At 71.0% G+C, this 18,171-nt stretch carries 17 protein-coding genes; 8 read left to right on the top strand and 9 right to left on the bottom strand.

Annotated features, from left to right (window positions below; all coding sequences use genetic code 11):
• The first annotated feature begins 44 nt into the window (after positions 1–44).
• A complete protein-coding gene (gene secG, locus P4R38_RS07350; protein ID WP_275236962.1) occupies positions 45–287 on the top strand; it encodes a preprotein translocase subunit SecG in 243 nt (80 codons plus the stop codon).
• 37 nt (positions 288–324) lie between these two features.
• The gene (locus tag P4R38_RS07345; protein ID WP_275236960.1) at positions 325–675 is read left to right on the top strand and encodes an RNA polymerase-binding protein RbpA; all 351 of its coding nucleotides are present in this window, start codon (positions 325–327) and stop codon (positions 673–675) included.
• Between the two features lie 67 nt (positions 676–742).
• Here the strand turns inward: P4R38_RS07345 and pgl are convergent, their stop codons facing one another.
• The 6 genes from pgl to tkt are packed head-to-tail and all read right to left on the bottom strand — an operon-like array spanning position 743 to position 9,262.
• On the bottom strand, positions 743–1,480 hold the full coding sequence (gene pgl / locus P4R38_RS07340) for a 6-phosphogluconolactonase (RefSeq protein WP_277191654.1): 738 nt from the start codon (positions 1,478–1,480) through the stop codon (positions 743–745).
• Positions 1,477–2,697 (bottom strand): glucose-6-phosphate dehydrogenase assembly protein OpcA, encoded by a 1,221-nt coding sequence (locus P4R38_RS07335; RefSeq protein WP_277191653.1) that lies wholly within the window; start codon positions 2,695–2,697, stop codon positions 1,477–1,479. The genes pgl and P4R38_RS07335 overlap by 4 nt, the downstream gene beginning before the upstream one ends.
• A gap of 55 nt (positions 2,698–2,752) precedes the next feature.
• The gene (zwf, locus tag P4R38_RS07330; RefSeq protein WP_275236957.1) at positions 2,753–4,297 is read right to left on the bottom strand and encodes a glucose-6-phosphate dehydrogenase; all 1,545 of its coding nucleotides are present in this window, start codon (positions 4,295–4,297) and stop codon (positions 2,753–2,755) included.
• Positions 4,294–5,955 (bottom strand): glucose-6-phosphate isomerase, encoded by a 1,662-nt coding sequence (locus P4R38_RS07325; RefSeq protein ID WP_277191651.1) that lies wholly within the window; start codon positions 5,953–5,955, stop codon positions 4,294–4,296. The genes zwf and P4R38_RS07325 overlap by 4 nt, the downstream gene beginning before the upstream one ends.
• A gap of 3 nt (positions 5,956–5,958) precedes the next feature.
• Positions 5,959–7,104, bottom strand: coding sequence for a transaldolase (gene tal, locus P4R38_RS07320; protein ID WP_275236955.1), 1,146 nt, complete (start codon positions 7,102–7,104; stop codon positions 5,959–5,961).
• A 1-nt stretch (position 7,105) separates the two neighbouring features.
• On the bottom strand, positions 7,106–9,262 hold the full coding sequence (gene tkt / locus P4R38_RS07315) for a transketolase (RefSeq protein WP_277191649.1): 2,157 nt from the start codon (positions 9,260–9,262) through the stop codon (positions 7,106–7,108).
• Between the two features lie 181 nt (positions 9,263–9,443).
• Between tkt and P4R38_RS07310 the strand changes: the two genes are divergently transcribed.
• Complete coding sequence (locus tag P4R38_RS07310; RefSeq protein ID WP_275236953.1) at positions 9,444–10,412, top strand: heme o synthase; 969 nt, start codon at positions 9,444–9,446, stop codon at positions 10,410–10,412.
• A 193-nt stretch (positions 10,413–10,605) separates the two neighbouring features.
• Here the strand turns inward: P4R38_RS07310 and P4R38_RS07305 are convergent, their stop codons facing one another.
• The 3 genes from P4R38_RS07305 to P4R38_RS07295 are packed head-to-tail and all read right to left on the bottom strand — an operon-like array spanning position 10,606 to position 13,008.
• Positions 10,606–11,580, bottom strand: a complete 975-nt coding sequence (locus P4R38_RS07305) for a COX15/CtaA family protein (protein WP_277191647.1) — start codon at positions 11,578–11,580, stop codon at positions 10,606–10,608.
• Positions 11,558–12,304, bottom strand: coding sequence for an ABC transporter permease (locus P4R38_RS07300; RefSeq protein ID WP_277191646.1), 747 nt, complete (start codon positions 12,302–12,304; stop codon positions 11,558–11,560). Before P4R38_RS07300 ends, P4R38_RS07305 begins: the two co-directional genes overlap by 23 nt.
• Positions 12,301–13,008 (bottom strand): ABC transporter ATP-binding protein, encoded by a 708-nt coding sequence (locus P4R38_RS07295; protein ID WP_275236950.1) that lies wholly within the window; start codon positions 13,006–13,008, stop codon positions 12,301–12,303. The genes P4R38_RS07300 and P4R38_RS07295 overlap by 4 nt, the downstream gene beginning before the upstream one ends.
• A gap of 141 nt (positions 13,009–13,149) precedes the next feature.
• Here P4R38_RS07295 and P4R38_RS07290 point away from each other — a divergent pair, with 141 nt between their 5' ends.
• From P4R38_RS07290 to P4R38_RS07270, 5 genes are all read left to right on the top strand, one after another.
• Positions 13,150–14,346 carry a glycoside hydrolase family 3 N-terminal domain-containing protein gene (locus tag P4R38_RS07290; protein WP_277191645.1) on the top strand — a complete coding sequence of 399 codons (1,197 nt, stop codon included), beginning with the start codon at positions 13,150–13,152 and terminating at the stop codon, positions 14,344–14,346.
• 75 nt (positions 14,347–14,421) lie between these two features.
• Positions 14,422–15,204: a helix-turn-helix transcriptional regulator gene (locus tag P4R38_RS07285; RefSeq protein ID WP_346770747.1), complete on the top strand. Its 783-nt coding sequence runs from the start codon at positions 14,422–14,424 to the stop codon at positions 15,202–15,204.
• Positions 15,201–16,619, top strand: a complete 1,419-nt coding sequence (gene sufB, locus P4R38_RS07280; RefSeq protein WP_277191643.1) for a Fe-S cluster assembly protein SufB — start codon at positions 15,201–15,203, stop codon at positions 16,617–16,619. Before P4R38_RS07285 ends, sufB begins: the two co-directional genes overlap by 4 nt.
• Positions 16,619–17,806, top strand: a complete 1,188-nt coding sequence (sufD, locus tag P4R38_RS07275; protein WP_277191641.1) for a Fe-S cluster assembly protein SufD — start codon at positions 16,619–16,621, stop codon at positions 17,804–17,806. Before sufB ends, sufD begins: the two co-directional genes overlap by 1 nt.
• Before the next feature lies 1 nt (position 17,807).
• Complete coding sequence (locus P4R38_RS07270) at positions 17,808–18,164, top strand: non-heme iron oxygenase ferredoxin subunit (protein WP_275236946.1); 357 nt, start codon at positions 17,808–17,810, stop codon at positions 18,162–18,164.
• Positions 18,165–18,171 lie beyond the last annotated feature (7 nt).

Raw genomic sequence — 18,171 nt, 5'->3', positions numbered from 1 at the left:
CGGCCTCTCTGCCCGTTCTGTCCAGACGTCGTAAGGTGAAGTTCGTGGACGTGGTACGCATCGCCCTTCAGGTGCTGCTGATCATCAGTGGACTGTTCCTGGTCATGCTGATCCTCATGCACAAGGGCAAGGGCGGCGGCCTCTCCGACATGTTCGGTGGCGGCGTGTCCAGCAGTCTCGGTGGCTCGTCGGTCGCCGAGCGCAACCTCAACCGCATCACGGTCGGCGTCGGCCTGCTCTGGGCCCTGACCATCATCGGGCTCGGTCTGGTCGAGCGGTTCGCCTGAGCTCCAACCCCCAACTGACAACGAGGAGAGATCCAACGTGGCCGGTGGCAACGCTATTCGTGGCAGCCGAGTCGGCGCAGGCCCCATGGGCGAGGCCGAGCGCGGCGAGGCGGCACCCCGGGTCGTCGTCTCCTACTGGTGCTCCAACGGGCACGAGACGCGACCGAGCTTCGCGGAGGAGCCCGGTCTGAGCGTCCCCGAGCAGTGGGACTGCCCGCGCTGCGGCTTCCCCGCGGGCCAGGACCAGCAGAACCCGCCCGCGCCCCCGCGCGTGGAGCCGTACAAGACGCACCTGGCGTACGTGAAGGAGCGTCGCAGCGACGAGGAGGGCGCCGTCATCCTCGACGAGGCCCTCGAGAGCCTCCGTTCGCGCGGCCTCATCACCTGAGAGCACGAGCACGGAACGAGGCCCGGTGACCAGCTGGTCTCCGGGCCTCGTTGCTGTCCGGACGAGCTCAGGGCAGGTCGGCGGCGGCGGCCTCGTCGACGAACCAGCGAGTCGCCGTCCCGCCCGAGACACCGCTCGCCGGGACGTCCCAGCGGTCCGCGCCGGGGGCCAGGGCGGCGGCGACGGCCTGCGCCTTGTCCTCACCGGCGACGAGGAACCACACCTCTCGAGCGTGGTTGAGCGCCTCGAAGGTCAGGGTCACCCGGTCCGGCGGCGGCTTGGGGGAGTCGTGGACCGCGACGGCGATCCGGTCGAAGACCCGTTGCGCAGGGTGGTGCGGGAAGAGCGAGGCGATGTGCCCGTCGGGTCCGACGCCGAACATCACGACCTCGAACTCGCCGCCGCCCTCCTGCCGGATCAGGTCGCCGTACGCCTGCGCGGAGGCCTCCACCGAGGCGGCCCGGTCAGGCCCGTCGACCCGGTGCACCCTCGCGGGGTCCATACCGAGGGAGCCCAGGCCCGCGGCGTCGTTCTGGGTGTCGTTCCGTTCGGCGTCGCCGGCGGGGAGATAGCGCTCGTCGCCCCACCAGACGGTGACCCGGGACCAGTCGACGTCGGCGTGGTCGGGCCGGGCGAGGACCGAGGCGATGATCGCCGAACCCATCGACCCGCCGGTCAGGGCGACCTGCGGCTCGCGTCCCTCGCGCTGGGCGGTGGCCAGGGTGGAGACGAGCTGTGCGGCGGCGGCGTCGGCCGTCGCCTGCTTGTCGGGGTGGCGCAGCACCTCGGGCGACGGCTCGCTCACGACGAGGACTTCCGGGCCGCGGACGAGCGTCCTGCCGCCTTCTTCGCGGTGCCGGAGCCCTTGGCGGGGCGGGAGGCGCCATCGCTCTCGCCCTCCCGCTCTGCTTTCTTCCGGTCCAGCCGTCGCGCGGACGCCTGCTTGACCTCCTCCTCGGAGGAGGGGGCCGGCGCGGGCTCCGCGTCCACCATGGCACTGCCGGTCAGCCGACGGCCCTCCCGCTGCGCCTTGCGGCCGGCACGTTCGGCCTCGTCGAGCGAAGGAGCCTCGCCCTCGGCTACCGCCCGGGAGGCGGTGATGGAGCTGGCTCCGACCACGGACAGGCCCCGGACGAGCGCCTCCTCGTACACCTCGTCGGGGTCGAGGCGCCGCAGCTCCTCGGCGAGGGCCTCGGCGTCGCTGATGCGGGCGAGGTTGATCCGGCGTACGGGCTGGCCGGGCTGGGTCAGGGTCGCGATGCTGCCGTCGGTGCGGACCAGGTCGATGGGACCGCTCGCCCGCTCCAGCCGCACGCTCACCATCCCCTGACCCGGGCGGGTACGCGCACGCTGGACCGGGCACCGCAGCCGGGTGGCCAGCCAGCCCGCGAGCAGGTCGGTGCTCGGGGAGTCGGAGGAACCGGTGACGGTCGCCTCGGTGACCGGCTCGTACGGCGCCTGGTCGAGCGCGGCGGCGAGCAGGCCGCGCCAGCGCGTGAGCCGGGTCCAGGCCAGGTCGGTGTCGCCGTCCGCGTAGGACCGGGCGCGGCGCTGGAGCGCCTTGCGCGGTGCCTTGTCGGTCGCGGAGTCGGTGATGCGCCGCTGGGCGATCGCACCGATCGGGGAGGCGCTGATGTCGTTCGGCGACTCCGCCGGCCACCAGACGACGATGGGCGAGTCGGGCAGGAGCAGGGGAGTGACCACCGAGCGCCCGTGGTTGGTCAGCGGGCCGTAGAGCCGCAGCACCACGATCTCGCTGGCACCGGCGTCACCGCCGAGCCGGATCTGTGCGTCCAGCCGGCTGGCCCCGCGCTTGTTACCCAGGATCAGCGCGATGATCCGACTGGGGTGCTGCCGGGTCGCGTCACTGGCCGACTCCAGCGCGGCGTCGGCGTCCGCCTCGTCGGCGACGATGAGGAGGGTGAGCACCCGACCGAGGGTCATGGCCCCGGTCTGGTTGCGCAGCCGCACCAGCTTCTTGCTGACGTCCTGGCTGCTCGCGCTGGGCAGGTCGACGATCACCGGGGTCCCCGATCAGTATCGGAGCGAGGAACGAGCGAAGAACTGAGTGGGGTGGTCACGGCATCCTCCAGGTCCGTCCGTCACGGCGCATCATCTGGTCGGCACAGCTCGGGCCCCAGCCTCCGGGCTCGTACGTCTCGATCCGGCCCTTGCGGGACCAGAACTGCTCGACGGGGTCCAGGATGCGCCAGGACAGCTCGACCTCCTGGTGCCGCGGGAACAGCGGCGGGTCCCCGAGCAGGACGTCGAGGATCAGGCGTTCGTAGGCCTCAGGGCTGGCCTGGTTGAACGCCGAGCCGTACCCGAAGTCCATGGTGACGTCGCGGACCTCCATCGACCCTGCGCCCGGGACCTTGGAGCCGAACCGCATCGTGATGCCCTCGTCCGGCTGGATCCGCATGACGATGGCGTTCTGACCGAGCTCCTCGGTCGCGGTGTCGGCGAACGGCAGGTGCGGCGCCCGCTTGAACACGACGGCGATCTCGGTGACGCGCTTGCCGAGGCGCTTGCCGGTGCGCAGGTAGAACGGGACGCCCGCCCAGCGGCGGGTGTGCACCTCCAGCTTGAGCGCGGCGTACGTCTCCGTGGTGGACTTCGGGTCGATGCCGTCTTCCTCGTGGTAGCCGATCACCTGCTCGCTGCCCTGCCAGCCGGAGCCGTACTGACCTCGCGCGCTGGACCTGGCGAGGTCCTTGGGCAGCCGTACGGCGGCCAGCACCTTCTCCTTCTCCGTGCGCAGGTCGTTCGCGTCGAAGGAGTTCGGCTGCTCCATGGCGGTGAGGGCGAGCAGCTGCAGGAGGTGGTTCTGGATGACGTCCCGGGCGGCGCCGATTCCGTCGTAGTAGCCGGCCCGGCCCGCGATGCCGATGTCCTCGGCCATCGTGATCTGCACGTGGTCGACGTAGTGGGAGTTCCAGATGGGCTCGAACATCTGGTTGGCGAAGCGCAGCGCCAGGATATTCTGGACGGTCTCCTTGCCCAGGTAGTGGTCGATGCGGAAGACCGCGTCCGGCGGGAAGACGCCCTCGACGATGCTGTTCAGCTCGCGCGCGCTGGCCAGGTCGTGACCGAACGGCTTCTCGATCACCACGCGCCGCCACTGCCCCTCGCCCGGCTTGGACAGGCCGCTGCGCTCGAGCTGCTCGCAGACGACCGAGAAGAAGCCCGGCGGGATGGACAGGTAGAACGCGTGGTTGCCGCCGGTGCCCCGGGTCTCGTCCAGCTCGGCGACCGTCTGCGCGAGCAGGTCGAACGCCGCCGGGTCGTCGAACGTGCCGGGGACGAAGCGGAAGCCTTCGGCGAGGTTGCGCCAGACGTCCTCACGGAACGGGGTGCGCGCGTGCTGACGGACGGCGTCGTAGACGATCTTGCCGAAGTCCTGGTCCTCCCAGTCGCGGCGGGCGAATCCCACGAGGGAGAAGCCGGGCGGCAGCAGACCGCGGTTGGACAGGTCGTAGATCGCCGGCATCAGCTTCTTGCGCGCCAGGTCGCCGGTGACGCCGAACAGCACCATGCCGCACGGACCGGCGATGCGGGGGAGCCGCTTGTCCTCGACCTGGCGCAGCGGGTTGAGCCCGCGCGCAACCCGGGCGGGGCTCACCGACCCGCTCCGCCCCCGCGCAGCGCGCTCACGGCCTCCATGATCTGCGCCAGCCCCTCGTCGTGGTCGGTGAGGTGCAGCCGCAGGACGGGACGACCGTGCTCGGCCAGGACCTTGGCGTCGCCGCCGGCCTGCGCAGCGATGAAGTCCCCGAGGGTGAAGTCGCGACCGGGTACCGGCAGGTCCTCCCGAGGCGTGGTGGTGATCTGGAGGTACACCCCTTCGGGCGCCCCACCCTTGTGGTACTGCCCGGTGGAGTGCAGGAACCGCGGGCCCCAGCCGAAGGTGACCGGTCGTTCGGTCGCCAGAGCCAGCGGCACCCGGACGTCCGCCAGGGCGGCGTCGGCGATGCGGTCCAGGTAGGCCATCACGGCGACGTAGCCGTGATGGCGCAGCTGGTCCAGCAGAGCCCGGAGTGCGTCGTCGACCGTCTTCGCCTCACCCAGCCACCCGCCGTCCCCGCCGAGGGCGCGGACCTCGACGGACCCGTCGGTGAACGCCGGGGCCTCGCCGCCACCCGCGCCGCCGCTGAGCAGGTCGCGCGCGGCCTGCTTGGCGCTCTCGACGTCGGGCTGGTCGAACGGGTTGATGCCCAGCAGACGGCCCGCGACGGCGGTCGCGGCCTCCCACAGCAGCAGCTGCGCTCCGAGTGCGCCGGCCACCGAGACCGACGCCTCCCCGTCGGCTGCGGGGGACTCGTCCTCGTCGTCCACCAGACGCACCAGGAGGACGTCGTCGGCCGGCCACCGCACCTCGGGGTCCTGGTCGGAACCGACGACCACGGGCAGGAGGCCGGTGCCGTCCTTGCCCGTGCTCTCGGCGATCAGCTGCTCGGCCCAGTCGGCGAACCCGACGATAGGGGAGCCGGCTGCCAGGATGACGATCTTGTTCCGCAGCGGCGAGGTGCCTCCGAGCGCGGCGCCGAGACGCAGCGCCGGGTTCGCGTCGTCGTCTGCAGCCAGGACGTCGGTGACCGCCTCGGCCTCGTCCAGCAGCGCCTCGACGTCGGCGCCGGCCAGGCCGCTGGGCACGAGCCCGAACGCGGTGAGCGCCGAGTAGCGCCCACCGACCTGCGGGTCGGCGTTGACGACGCGGTAGCCGGCGGAACGCGCCTCCTCGTCCAGCGGGCTGCCCGGGTCGGTGACGACCACGATCCGCTCGGCCGGGTCGATACCGGCGTCGGTGAACGCCTTCTCGTACACGCGTCGCTGGCTGTCGGTCTCCACGGTCGAGCCGGACTTGGACGAGACGACCACGACCGTGCGGTCCAGCCGGTCCGCGACGGCGGCGCGCACCATGTCGGGCTGCGAGGAGTCCAGCACGGTCAGCGGCACGCCTGCGGTCGCACAGATCACCTCCGGCGCCAACGAGGAGCCGCCCATGCCGCACAGCACCACGTGGTCCAGGCCGCGGGAGGACATGTCGTCCCGGATCGCGGCGATCTCGCCGACCAGCGGTCGGGACGACCGTGCCAGCCCGACCCAGGAGAGCCGCTTGGCCGACTCCTCCTCGGCGGCCGAGCCCCACAGGGTGTGGTCCTGGGCGAACAGCCTGCTGGCGAACTTCTGCTCGACCAGCGAGCCCAGGTGCGCCTCCACGGCGTCGGCGGCCGCGCCCGAGGCGGCGACGGCGACCGAGCTCCCGGGTACGTGGTTCACGACTCAGGCCTCCTGGGTCGCGTAGTCCGCGTTGCCCGCGGCCGTGCTCAGCTCTTCCTGGACGCTCGCGAGCAGCTCTCCCCAGGACTTCTCGAACTTCTCGACCCCCTCGGACTCCAGCACCTCCACGACGTCGGCGTAGCTGACGCCGAGCCCCTCGAGGGTGTCGAGGACCTGCTTGGCCTCGTCGTACCGGCCCGTGACCTGGTCGCCCTTGATCTCGCCGTGGTCGGCCAGCGCGTCCAGCGTCTTGGGCGGCATGGTGTTGACGGTGTCGGGTGCCGCGAGCTCCACGACGTAGAGCGTGTCGGGGTAGGCCGGGTCCTTGACGCCGGTCGAGGCCCACAGCGGACGCTGGGCGTGCGCACCGTCGTCGGCCAGGGTCTGCCAGCGGGAGGTGCTGAACACCTCCTCGTACGCCTGGTAGGCCAGCCGCGCGTTCGCGACGCCCGCCTTGCCCTTGACCTGCTGGGCGTCGTCCGAACCGATCTGGTCCAGCCGCTTGTCGATCTCGCTGTCGACCCGGGAGACGAAGAACGAGGCGACCGAGCGGATCGTGGACAGGTCCTTGCCGTTCTGGCGAGCCTGCTCCAGCCCGGACAGGAACGCGTTCATGACACCCCGGTAGCGGTCGAGGCTGAAGATCAGAGTGACGTTGACGCTGATGCCCTCGGCGAGAGCGGCGGTGATGGCCGGAAGCCCCTCGACGGTGGCCGGGATCTTGATCATGACGTTGGGCCGGTCGACGCTGGCCCACAGCTTCTTCGCGGACTCGATGGTGGCGTCGGTGTCCTTGGCCAGGCGCGGGTCGACCTCGATCGAGACCCGGCCGTCCTGACCGTCGGTCGCGTCGTACACCGGACGCATGACGTCGCACGCGTTGCGGACGTCGTCGGTGGTGATCGCGAAGACCGCCTCGTCGACCGTCGCACCGCCGTCCGCGAGCTGCTTGACCTGGTCGTTGTACGCGGTGCCGTCCTTCAGCGCCGACGCGAAGATCGTCGGGTTGGTGGTGACTCCGACGACGTCCTGCTCGTCGATCAGCTTCTGCAGGTCGCCCGAGCCGATCATCGGCCGGTTCAGGTCGTCCAGCCAGATCGACACTCCGACGTCGGACAGCGCCTTGATCCGCGGGTTGGTGGTGGCCATGTCAGTTGCCTCCTGCTGCCGTGATGGACTCCTGGGCGGCCTGCACCACGGCGTCCGTGGTGAAGCCGAACTGCGTGAACAGGGTCTTCGCGTCCGCGCTGGCCCCGAAGTGGTCGATGCCGATGATGCGGCCTGCGTCGCCGACGATCTCGCGCCAGCCGAACGGCGTCGCCGCCTCGACGCTGACGCGCGCCCGCACGGCCGGCGGCAGCACCTCGTCCCGGTAGGACTGGTCCTGCCCGTCGAACCACTCGCGGCACGGCATCGACACCACACGGGCGTCAACGCCCTGGTCCTTCAGGATCTTTCGCGCCTCGACGGCGAGGCTCAGCTCCGAGCCCGTGCCGATGAGGATGACGTCCGGGGTGTCCTTCTCGGAGTCGGCCAGCACGTACGCACCCTTGGCCACGCCGTCGGCCGACGCGTACTCCGTGCGGTCCAGGGTCGGCACCGCCTGACGGGTGAGGGCGAGACCGGCCGGGTGGTCGACGTGGCCCAGGATCGTGCGCCAGGCGACGGCCGTCTCGTTGGCGTCGGCCGGGCGGACGACGTCGAGGCCGGGAATCGCGCGTAGTGCGGCGAGGTGCTCGATCGGCTGGTGCGTCGGGCCGTCCTCGCCCAGGCCGACCGAGTCGTGGGTCCAGACGTAGGTGACCGGCAGCTGCTGGATCGCGGCGAGCCGGACGGCCGGACGCATGTAGTCGGAGAAGACCAGGAACGTGCCGCCGTACGGTCGGGTCAGGCCCTCCAGCGCGATGCCGTTGAGGATCATGCCCATGGCGTTCTCACGGATGCCGAAGTGCAGGGTGCGACCGTACGGGCCGCCCTCCCACATCTTGGTCTGCTTGGAGGCGGGCACGAAGCTCGGCTCGCCCTCCATGGTCGTGTTGTTGGACTCGGCGAGGTCGGCGGAACCACCCCACAGCTCGGGCACGACCGGCGCGAGCGCGGAGAGCACCTTGCCCGACGCGGCGCGGGTCGCGATGCCCTTTTCATCGGCCTCGAAGACCGGGAACGCGTCCTCGAAGCCGTCCGGCAGCCGGTGCTCCAGGATGCGATCCAGCAGCGCCGCCCGCTCGGGGTGCGCCGAGCGCCACGCGTCGTACGTCTGCTGCCACTCGGCGTGCGCCTGCTTGCCGCGCTCGGCGACCTCGCGGGTGTGCGCGAGGACAGCGTCGTCGACCTCGAAGGTCTTGTCGGGGTCGAACCCGAGCAGCTTCTTGGTGGCGGCCACCTCGTCGTCGCCCAGGGCCGACCCGTGCGCCTTGCCGGTGTTCTGCTTGTTCGGCGCCGGCCAGCCGATGATCGTCCGCAGCACCACGATCGACGGCTTGTCGGTGACGCGCTCGGCCGCCTCGACGGCCGCGAGCAGGGCATCGACGTCCTCGGTGTAGCCGCCGTCCTCGGCGGAGGCGCGCCAGTCGACGACCTGGGTGTGCCAGCCGTACGCCTCGTACCGCTTGGCGACGTCCTCGGAGAAGGACACGTCGGTGTCGTCCTCGATCGAGATGAAGTTCTCGTCGTAGACGAGGGTGAGGTTGCCGAGCTCCTGGTGGCCGGCCAGCGAGCTCGCCTCGGAGGCGACGCCCTCCATGATGTCGCCGTCGGAGGCGATGACGTACACGTGGTGGTCGAACGGGCTCTCGCCCGGCGCGGCCTCGGGGTCGAACAGCCCACGCTGGCGGCGCTGCGCCATCGCCATGCCCACGGCGGAGGCGAGGCCGGACCCGAGCGGACCGGTCGTGATGTCGACGCCCTTGGTGTGATGGACCTCGGGGTGGCCGGGCGTCTTCGAGCCCCACGTCCGCAGGGACTTCAGGTCGTCCAGCTCAAGGTCGTAGCCGGAGAGGTAGAGCTGGATGTACTGGGTGAGGCTGGAGTGGCCGCACGACAGCACGAACCGGTCGCGCCCGAACCACTCGGGGTCGGTCGGGTCGATCCGCATGACCTTCTGGTAGAGGAGGTAGGCCAGCGGCGCCAGGCTCATGGCGGTCCCGGGATGGCCGTTGCCGACCTTCTGCACCGCGTCCGCGGCGAGGACGCGCACGGTGTCGACCGCGCGCAGGTCCAGGTCGTTCCACCCGGTCTTCTCGACGACGGGGGCGGCGAGGCTGGGGTCACGCTGTCCCACGCTGCTCTCCTGCTGGTCCTGACTCACGGATAGGGCTCCTTCGCACTCGAGCATCGGCGTTTCGCTTCGAGCCTAGACCGCAGGCGACACCCGGCGGGAGAGTGCCCTGGCGCGGGCTAGACTGTCGGTCGACGACAGCGTGTCGTAGCGGCACCGCAGCGACAGCTCGTCGGACAGGCCTCTACCCACCAGCACCCCGAAGGACACCGTGACCGCCATCGAGCCGCGCTCTGCAGCCGCACGAGGGACGACGGGTACGCCGGGGGCACCCCCGCGGGATCGCACGCCACGACAGGTGGTCGCCGACTACGTCTCGCTCACCAAGCCGCGCATCATCGAGCTCCTGCTGGTCACGACCTTCCCCGTGATGTTCCTCGCCGAGCAGGGTGTGCCCGAGGTGTGGCTGATCGTGGCGACGCTCATCGGCGGGTCGCTCTCGGCCGGTTCGGCCAACACGCTGAACTGCTACCTCGACCGCGACATCGACGCCAAGATGCACCGGACCGAGGGCCGTCCCCTCGCGACGGGTGCGATCGCACCGCGCAACGCGCTGATCTTCGGCGTCGTCCTCGGGGTCGTCTCGGTCCTCTGGCTCGGCCTCCTGGTCAACTGGCTGTCCGCCGCGCTTTCGCTCGCCGCGAACGCTCTGTACGTCGGCTTCTACACCTTGCTGCTCAAGCGGCGCACCTCCCAGAACATCGTCTGGGGCGGCGTGGCGGGGTGCATGCCGGTGCTCATCGGCTGGTCTGCGGTGACCGACTCCCTGTCGTGGGAGGCGCTGGTCCTGTTCCTGGTCGTGTTCTTCTGGACGCCGCCGCACTACTGGCCGCTGTCGATGCGGTTCCGCGACGACTACGCCAACGCCGGCGTCCCCATGCTGCCGGTGATCGCCAAGGACGTCGCCGTCGCGCGCCAGGTCGTCCTCTACGGCTGGGCCACGGTGCTGACCTCGCTCGCGCTGGTGCCCGTCGGCGACATGGGCTGGATCTACCTGCTGACCGCGGTCGCGAGCGGCGCGGTCTTCCTGCTCGAGGCGCACAAGCTGCTCGCCCGGGCGCGCTCGCAGGCGTCCTCAGCGGCGCTGCGGCCGATGCGGCTGTTCCACTACTCGATCAGCTACCTGACGCTGCTGTTCATCGGCGTCGCGGTCGACCCCCTGCTGCACTTCGCCCTCTGAGGCGACCCCCACGGAGCCTCCCCCCTCCCGCGAAACCCGTCTGTCCGGCCGTGCATGGCGCACCGGACAGACGAGATTCGCCGCAGGAGCCAGTCGCGAAAGCTGTCTGTCCGGTCATGCATGGCGTGCCGGGTAGACGAGATTCGCGCAGGGGTGCGAGGGGTCGAGGAGAAGAGATGCTGCGTGGGCGGCGTCAGGCGGCGGGACGGTGACGCAGGCTCAGGACGGCCCACGTCGTGGCGACCACCAGCAGTGACGCGCCGAGCATGTGCACCAGCACGACCACCCAGGGCAGCCCGGTGAAGTACTGCGTGTAGCCGACGGCGCCCTGGGCCAGGGTCACGCCGAGCAGGACGAGCCAGCTGCGCCGCGCCACCCGGTCGTCGGTGCTGATGCGGACGGCCACCAGCACGGCGACCACCAGTCCGATGAAGAGCATGACGGTGTCGGCGTGCAGCCAGGAGATGGTGCGCGGGTCGATCCCGAGCCGGGCGGGCTCGTCGGCGTCGCCGGAGTGCGGCCCCGACCCGGTGACCATCGTGCCGAGCACCAGGATGACGAGCGCCAGCGCGGCGACCGCGTACGAGAGGAGACGGACCTCGCGCCGCACGACCGGCACCGGTGCGCCGTCACCTTCACGCTCGCGCCAGACCAGCCAGGCGGACGCCATGACCAGCAGCATCGAGACGAGGAAGTGGGTGGCCACGATGGCGGGGTTCAGGTCCATCCGCACCGAGATGCCCCCCACGACCGCCTGGACGGCGATGCCGACCAGCACCAGGGCGATCGGCAGCCGCAGACCCTTGCGGTGCGGCGCCCAGCGCCAGGTCGCGATCAGCAGCGCGAGCGCGACGCCGCCCACGACCGAGGTGAGCGTGCGGTTGCCGAACTCGATGTAGGTGTGGATGCCCAGTGCCTCGTGCCGCTGCGGCGTCAGGGAGGCGTCAGTGCACCGTGGCCAGGTCGGACAGCCCAGCCCGCTGCCGGTGAGCCGGACGAGTCCGCCGGTGACGACGATGAGGACCTCGACCACGAGGTTGATCCAGAAGAGCCGCCGCAGCCAGGGGTTGGTGGGCCGGTCCTGCGGCGTCGGGAGCACCCCGCGAGGGGACTCGCCCGTCGTGGAGGGACCGGCCGCGGGCCGGTCAGTCAGTCCAGCGGAAGACATGTGAGAGCACCACCGAGCAGGCGAGGGACCAGACGAGCAGGACGAGGAGGGGCAGCCACACCGATCCGCTGCCGGCGAGCGCCGCGCGCAGCCCGTCGCCGAGCGCGCCGGAGGGCAGCAGCCGTACGACGCCGCGTACGGCGGCCGGCAGCCGGTCGGTGGGCAGGATCAGGCCGCCACCGAGGAGCAGCAGAACCCAGATCAGGTTGGCCAGGGCGAGGACGCCCTCGGAGCGCAGCCGCGCCGCGAGGAGGAGGGCGATGCCGACGAACGCCCACGCGCCGAGGACCATCAGCAGGAGGGCGGCGGGCAGTCCGCTCCAGTGCGGACGCCAGCCCAGAGCGAGACCGAGGCCGCCCAGCAGGACGGTCTGCACGGCGATCACGGACAGGACCGCGACCGCCTTGCCGGCGAGGAGCCCGCGAGGACCGAGGGGCGTGACGCCGAGGAGTCGCAGCAGGCCGTACCGACGGTCGAAGCCCGTGGCGATCGCCTGCCCGGTGAAGGCCGTCGACACCACGGCGAGCGCGAGGACGCCCGGCACAGCGAGGTCGATGCGTCGACCGGAGCCCAGGTCGGGGACGGACGCCGTCGCGAGCCCGACCAGCGCGAGCGCCGGCAGCAGGACGGACACCAGCAGCTGCTCGCCGTTGGTCAGCAGGGTGCGGGTCTCGAACGCCGCCTGGGCGCGAACCCGGGTGGCCGGGGGAGCGGCGGCGCTCATCGGACGTCCTCGGTGAGGGAGAAGTAGCTCTGCTCGAGCCCGTGGGCACCAGCGACCTCGGCGACCGAGCCGTCGGCCACGACGCGCCCGCGGGCCAGCACGACCACGCGGTCGGCGAGCCGCTCGGCCTCCTCGAAGGAGTGCGTGGTCACGACGACGGTGACGCCGTTGTCGCGGGTCTCCTTGACGAGGGTCCAGACGTCCCGCCGGGCGTGCGGGTCCAGGCCGGCCGTGGGCTCGTCGAGGAACAGCACCTCGGGCCGACCGACCAGCGCGGCAGCCAGGGCGACGCGCTGGCGCTGCCCGCCGGACAGCCGTCGCATCGTCGTCCGGTCGAAGGCGGTGATGCCGAGCCGGTCCATGAGGGGATCGACCTCGACCGGGGAGGCGTACATGCGCGCGAGGTGCCGCAGCAGCCGGGACGGCCGGGTACCCCCGGGAAGCCCGCCCTCCTGCAGCATGACGCCCACGCGGGCGCGGTGCTGCGCGGATGCCTGCCAGGGGTCGGTCCCGAGGACGCGGATCTCGCCGGCATCCGGGCGGCGCAGGCCCTCGGCCATCTCGATCGTGGTGGTCTTCCCGGCGCCGTTGGGTCCGAGAACGGCGGTCACGGCACCGGCCCGGGCGGACCAGCTCATGCCGTCGAGCGCCGGAGTCGTGCCGTACCGGTGGTGCAGGTCGCGCACGACAACGGTCTCGGTCACGAACGTCAAGTGTAGGTCCGTGAACGGAAGGGTCCGAACCGACGGGTATTCGTATCGCTGACCGAAGGACATCGCGGCGGCAACGTGCGAGTGTGAAGAGACGTCCTCCGAAGAGGACGGACGCTCGAACGAGGGGTCATCATGAGCAGCTCAGCAGGACGAGGGCACGCGCAGCACCGAGGGAGGACGACGTTGGCCGCCGCAGCCGTCGGGCTGGTCGCCGCGGCGACCCTGACGCCCGCGGCATCCGCCTCGGGGCCTGCGACGACGACCACGGCGGCGGGCACGTGCACCGCCCTGACGATGCTGCGCCGGATGACCTTGGAGCAACGCGCGGGTCAGGTCTTCATGGCGGGGACCCCGGCCACCGCCGCGAGCAGCACGACGCTCGGCCTGATCACCACCCGGCACATCGGCAACGCGTTCCTGTCGGGGCGCAGCACCGGCGGCACGGCGGCGCCCAAGGCCACGACGGCCGCACTGCGGGCACGAGTGACCAGCTCCAGCACCTCGAGCACGCCGCTGCTGATCAGCACCGACCAGGAGGGCGGCGCCGTCCAGGTGCTGCAGGGCAGCGGCTTCACCCGCATCCCGACGGCCCTGGTGCAGGGTGGGTCGAGCGCTGCGACGGAGCAGGCCAACGCCGCGACGTGGGCGACCCAGCTGCGCGACGTCGGGGTCAACATGAACCTCGCGCCGGTCGCGGACACCGTGCCCCCGGGCTGGTACAACCCGCCGATCGGGTCCTACGACCGCGAGTACAGCCACTACACCTCGGGGGTGTCCGTCAGCTCGGGCGCCGTCATCCGCGGGATGCAGAGCCGGGGCGTCGCCACCACGGCCAAGCACTTCCCTTCCCTGGGGCAGGTCAAGGCGAACACCGACACCACGAGCAACGTCCACGACTCGTGGGTGGCCAGGAACGGCGCGTCCGTCAACCCGTTCAAGAACGCCATCGCTCAGCACGTGTCGACGATCATGGTGTCCTCGGCGTACTACGACCTGATCGACCGCGCGAACCCCGCCGTCTTCTCCGGTCCGGTGGTGACGGACCTCCTCAAGGGCAGCCTGGGTTACGGCGGCCTGGTGATGACCGACGACGTCTCCAGCGCGAGGGCGATGACACCATGGACACCGGCGCTGCGGGCCCAGAACGCTCTCGCCGCCGGAGTGGACCTGGTCCTCGGGTCGGCCGATCCGTCGGTCGTGGCGGCGATGTACGACCACGTCGTGAGCATCGCCCGGATCAGTGCCTGGTGGAACGCGCGGGTCAACGACGCGGCGTACAGCGTGCTGCTGGTCAAGCAGCAGCAAGGGCTGCTCGGCAACCTGTGCTGAGGCCTCCGACCGCCCGGAACAGCGGTTAGGCCACCCTTCCTGGAGGCTCCCAGGCAATTAGGTCACACTGGTGTTGTGATTTTGTCGCGCAGCCAGTCCACGGCGGGTTCTGCACCCGTCGCGGGGCATGTCGCTGCGCGCGGCGGCCTGGAGACGGGGACGCGCGACCGGGTCAAGCAGGCGGTGTCCGAGCACGGTCCCATCACCGCCGCGGAGCTGGCAGCGCGCCTCGGGCTGACCCCCGCCGCCGTCCGCCGGCACCTGGACTGCCTGGCCGACGCCGGTCTGCTGGAGGAGCACGAGAAGGCCGTCACCGGCGCCCGGCGCCGCGGCCGCCCCGCCCGGGCGTACGTGCTCACCGAGGCCGGTCACGCGGACCTGCGGGAGGACTACGACGTCCTGGCCGCCGACGTCCTGCGGTTCCTCGCCGAGCACGCAGGTCCGGGCGCGGTCACCGCGTACGCGCAGCAGCGGGCTCGCGAGGTGGCCCAGCGGCTGGCGCGCGACGTCGAGGCGGCCGGGGACGACGTCGCTCTGCGCACCGAGGCCCTGGCGACCGGCCTGCGCCGCGAGGGGTACGCCGCATCCACCCGCCCGGTCGCGACCGGGACCCCGCTCGCCGGCGTCCAGCTGTGCCAGGGCCACTGCCCGGTGCGCGACGTCGCTGCGCAGTTCCCGCAGCTGTGCGAGGCGGAGGCGGAAATGTTCTCCGACCTGCTCGGCGTTCACGTACAGAGGCTTGCGTCGCTGGCCCACGGCGACCACGTCTGCACCACCTTCATCCCCCTGCCCACGGTGCCCCGCGCGCCGGGCAGCAGCACGACCTCTCCCGACACAGCAGAAAGGGATCCTCGATGAGCACCATCGAAGAGCTCAACCCCGGCCTGAAGGACCTCGGCCGCTACGAGTACGGCTGGGCCGACAGCGACACTGCCGGCGCCTCCGCGAAGCGTGGCCTGTCACCCGAGGTCGTGGCCGACATCTCTGGTCGTAAGAACGAGCCGGAGTGGATGAGCGCGCTCCGGCAGAAGGCGCTGCGGCTGTTCGGCAAGAAGCCCATGCCGACCTGGGGCAGCGACCTCACGGGCATCGACTTCCAGAACATCAAGTACTTCGTGAAGTCCACCGAGAAGCAGGCCGCCTCCTGGGAGGACCTGCCCGAGGACATCCGGAACACCTACGACAAGCTCGGTATCCCGGAGGCGGAGAAGCAGCGTCTCGTCGCCGGCGTCGCCGCTCAGTACGAGTCGGAGGTCGTCTACCACCAGATCCGCGAGGACCTGGAGGAGAAGGGTGTCATCTTCGTCGACACCGACACCGGCCTGCGCGAGCACGAGGACCTCTTCAAGGAGTACTTCGGCTCGGTCATCCCCGCCGGTGACAACAAGTTCGCCGCGCTCAACACCGCGGTGTGGTCCGGTGGCTCGTTCATCTACGTGCCGAAGGGCGTCCACGTCGACATCCCGCTGCAGGCCTACTTCCGGATCAACACCGAGAACATGGGCCAGTTCGAGCGGACGCTGATCATCGCCGACGAGGGCTCGTACGTGCACTACGTCGAGGGCTGCACCGCGCCGATCTACAAGTCGGACTCGCTGCACTCGGCCGTCGTCGAGATCGTCGTGAAGAAGAACGCCCGGGTGCGGTACACCACGATCCAGAACTGGTCGAACAACGTGTACAACCTCGTCACCAAGCGCGCCACCTGCGAGGAGGGCGCGACGATGGAGTGGATCGACGGCAACATCGGCTCCAAGGTCACGATGAAGTACCCCGCCGTCTTCCTGCTCGGCGAGCACGCCAAGGGTGAGACCCTCTCGATCGCGTTCGCCGGCGAGGGCCAGCACCAGGACGCCGGGTCCAAGATGGTGCACGCCGCGCCCAACACCAGCTCGACCATCGTGAGCAAGTCGGTGGCGCGTGGCGGTGGCCGCACGTCCTACCGCGGTCTCGTGCAGATCCTCGAGGGTGCCAGCGGATCGAAGTCCAGCGTGGTCTGCGACGCGCTGCTGGTCGACCAGATCAGCCGCTCGGACACCTACCCGTACGTCGACGTCCGCGAGGACGACGTGCAGATGGGTCACGAGGCCACCGTCTCCAAGGTCAGTGAGGACCAGCTGTTCTACCTGCGCAGCCGCGGCCTCACCGAGGAGGAGGCCATGGCGATGATCGTGCGCGGCTTCGTCGAGCCGATCGCGCGCGAGCTGCCCATGGAGTACGCCCTCGAGCTGAACCGCCTCATTGAGCTGCAGATGGAAGGAGCCGTCGGCTGATGTCGTTGCTGACGCCTGACGCCAAGACCCACACCGATCCTGGCGCCGCCGCCAGTGGTGCGGTCATCCCGGACCAGTCGCGCGCCGAGCGCACGACCTCCCACGAGGTCGCCGACTTCCCGGTCCCGAGCGGTCGTGAGGAGGAGTGGCGCTTCACCCCGGTCGACCGGTTGAGCGCGCTGCTGTCCGACGAGCCGACCGACGACCACGCCGCGACGTTCGACGTGTCCTCCCTCGGGTCGCTCGTCGGTGAGCCGCTCGCGCCGGGCCAGGCCCCGCGCGGTACGGCCTTCACGCCGGCCGACCGCGCCGCGGTGGTCGGCTCCGCCAACACGCCGGAAGCCCTGCACGTGCAGATCCCGGTGGAGCAGGAGATCGCCGACCCGCTGCGGATCGACGTGCACGGCAACGGCGCCGGCCGCCGCAGCAACGCGCACCACGTGATCGAGGCGGGCCGGCACAGCAAGGCGCTGGTCATCCTGGACCACACCGGCTCGGCCGACCACGTGGGCAACCTCGAGGCGATCGTCGGCGAGGGAGCCCACCTCACGGTGGTCTCGCTGCAGCGCTGGGACGACGATGCCAACCACCTGGGTCAGCACGACGCGCTGGTCGGCCGGGACGCGACGTACCGGCACATCGTCGTCACCCTCGGTGGCGGCATCGTCCGGGTCAACACCAACGTCCGGTACGACGGTCCGGGCGGCGACGCCACGCTCCTCGGGGTGTACTTCGCCGACGCGGGCCAGCACCTGGAGCACCGCTCCTTCGTCGACCACAACGCCCCGACCTGTACGTCTCTGGTGACCTACAAGGGCGCGCTGCAGGGCGAGACCGCCCACACCGTGTGGGTCGGCGACGTGCTGATCCGCGCCGAGGCCGAGGGCATCGAGACCTACGAGCTCAACCGCAACCTCGTCCTCACCGACGGTGCGCGCGCCGACTCGGTCCCGAACCTGGAGATCGAGACCGGCGAGATCGCCGGCGCCGGGCACGCCTCGTCCACGGGCCGCTTCGACGACGAGCAGCTGTTCTATTTGATGGCCCGCGGTATCCCGGAGATCGAGGCGCGACGCCTGGTCGTGCGGGGCTTCTTCGCCGACGTCGTCGGCAAGATCGGCGTCCCGGAGGTCGTCGAGACGGTCATGCAGGCCATCGAGGTCGAGCTCGCCCAGGCGGGGGAGTGACGTGACCGAGAACGCCGTGACCACCGAGGGCTTCGTCCGGGTCTGCGCCCGCGGCGAGCTGCCCGAGAAGGAGGGCGCCGCCCTCGCCGACATCGAGGGCAACCGCGTCGCCCTCGTGGTCGACGCCGAGGGCACCGTGCACGCGGTCGACGACACCTGCAGCCACGCGAACGTGTCGCTGTCGGAGGGCGAGGTCGACGGCTGCACCGTGGAGTGCTGGCTGCACGGGTCGCGCTTCGACCTGCGCACGGGCGAGCCGACCGGTCTGCCCGCCACCCAGCCCATCGCCGTCTATGCCGTCCGGGTCGAGGGCGACGACGTGCTCGTCGCGCTGACCCCCGAGAACACTCTGAGCTGAAGGAACG

The organism is Luteipulveratus flavus, from assembly GCF_029439465.1.
Taxonomy (GTDB): domain Bacteria; phylum Actinomycetota; class Actinomycetes; order Actinomycetales; family Dermatophilaceae; genus Luteipulveratus; species Luteipulveratus flavus.
The sequence above is the reverse complement of the archived record's forward strand: the minus strand, read 5'-3'. Positions and strand labels throughout refer to the sequence as shown.

What these genes read in the sequence shown, in the direction of transcription:
- tal (WP_275236955.1), bottom strand. Translation starts at nt 7,104, where the DNA reads ATGGCCACCACCAACCCGCGGATCAAGGCGCTGTCCGACGTCGGAGTG.
- P4R38_RS07305 (WP_277191647.1), bottom strand. Translation starts at nt 11,580, where the DNA reads ATGTCTTCCGCTGGACTGACTGACCGGCCCGCGGCCGGTCCCTCCACG.
- P4R38_RS07300 (WP_277191646.1), bottom strand. Translation starts at nt 12,304, where the DNA reads ATGAGCGCCGCCGCTCCCCCGGCCACCCGGGTTCGCGCCCAGGCGGCG.
- P4R38_RS07290 (WP_277191645.1), top strand. Translation starts at nt 13,150, where the DNA reads ATGAGCAGCTCAGCAGGACGAGGGCACGCGCAGCACCGAGGGAGGACG.
- sufB (WP_277191643.1), top strand. Translation starts at nt 15,201, where the DNA reads ATGAGCACCATCGAAGAGCTCAACCCCGGCCTGAAGGACCTCGGCCGC.
- sufD (WP_277191641.1), top strand. Translation starts at nt 16,619, where the DNA reads ATGTCGTTGCTGACGCCTGACGCCAAGACCCACACCGATCCTGGCGCC.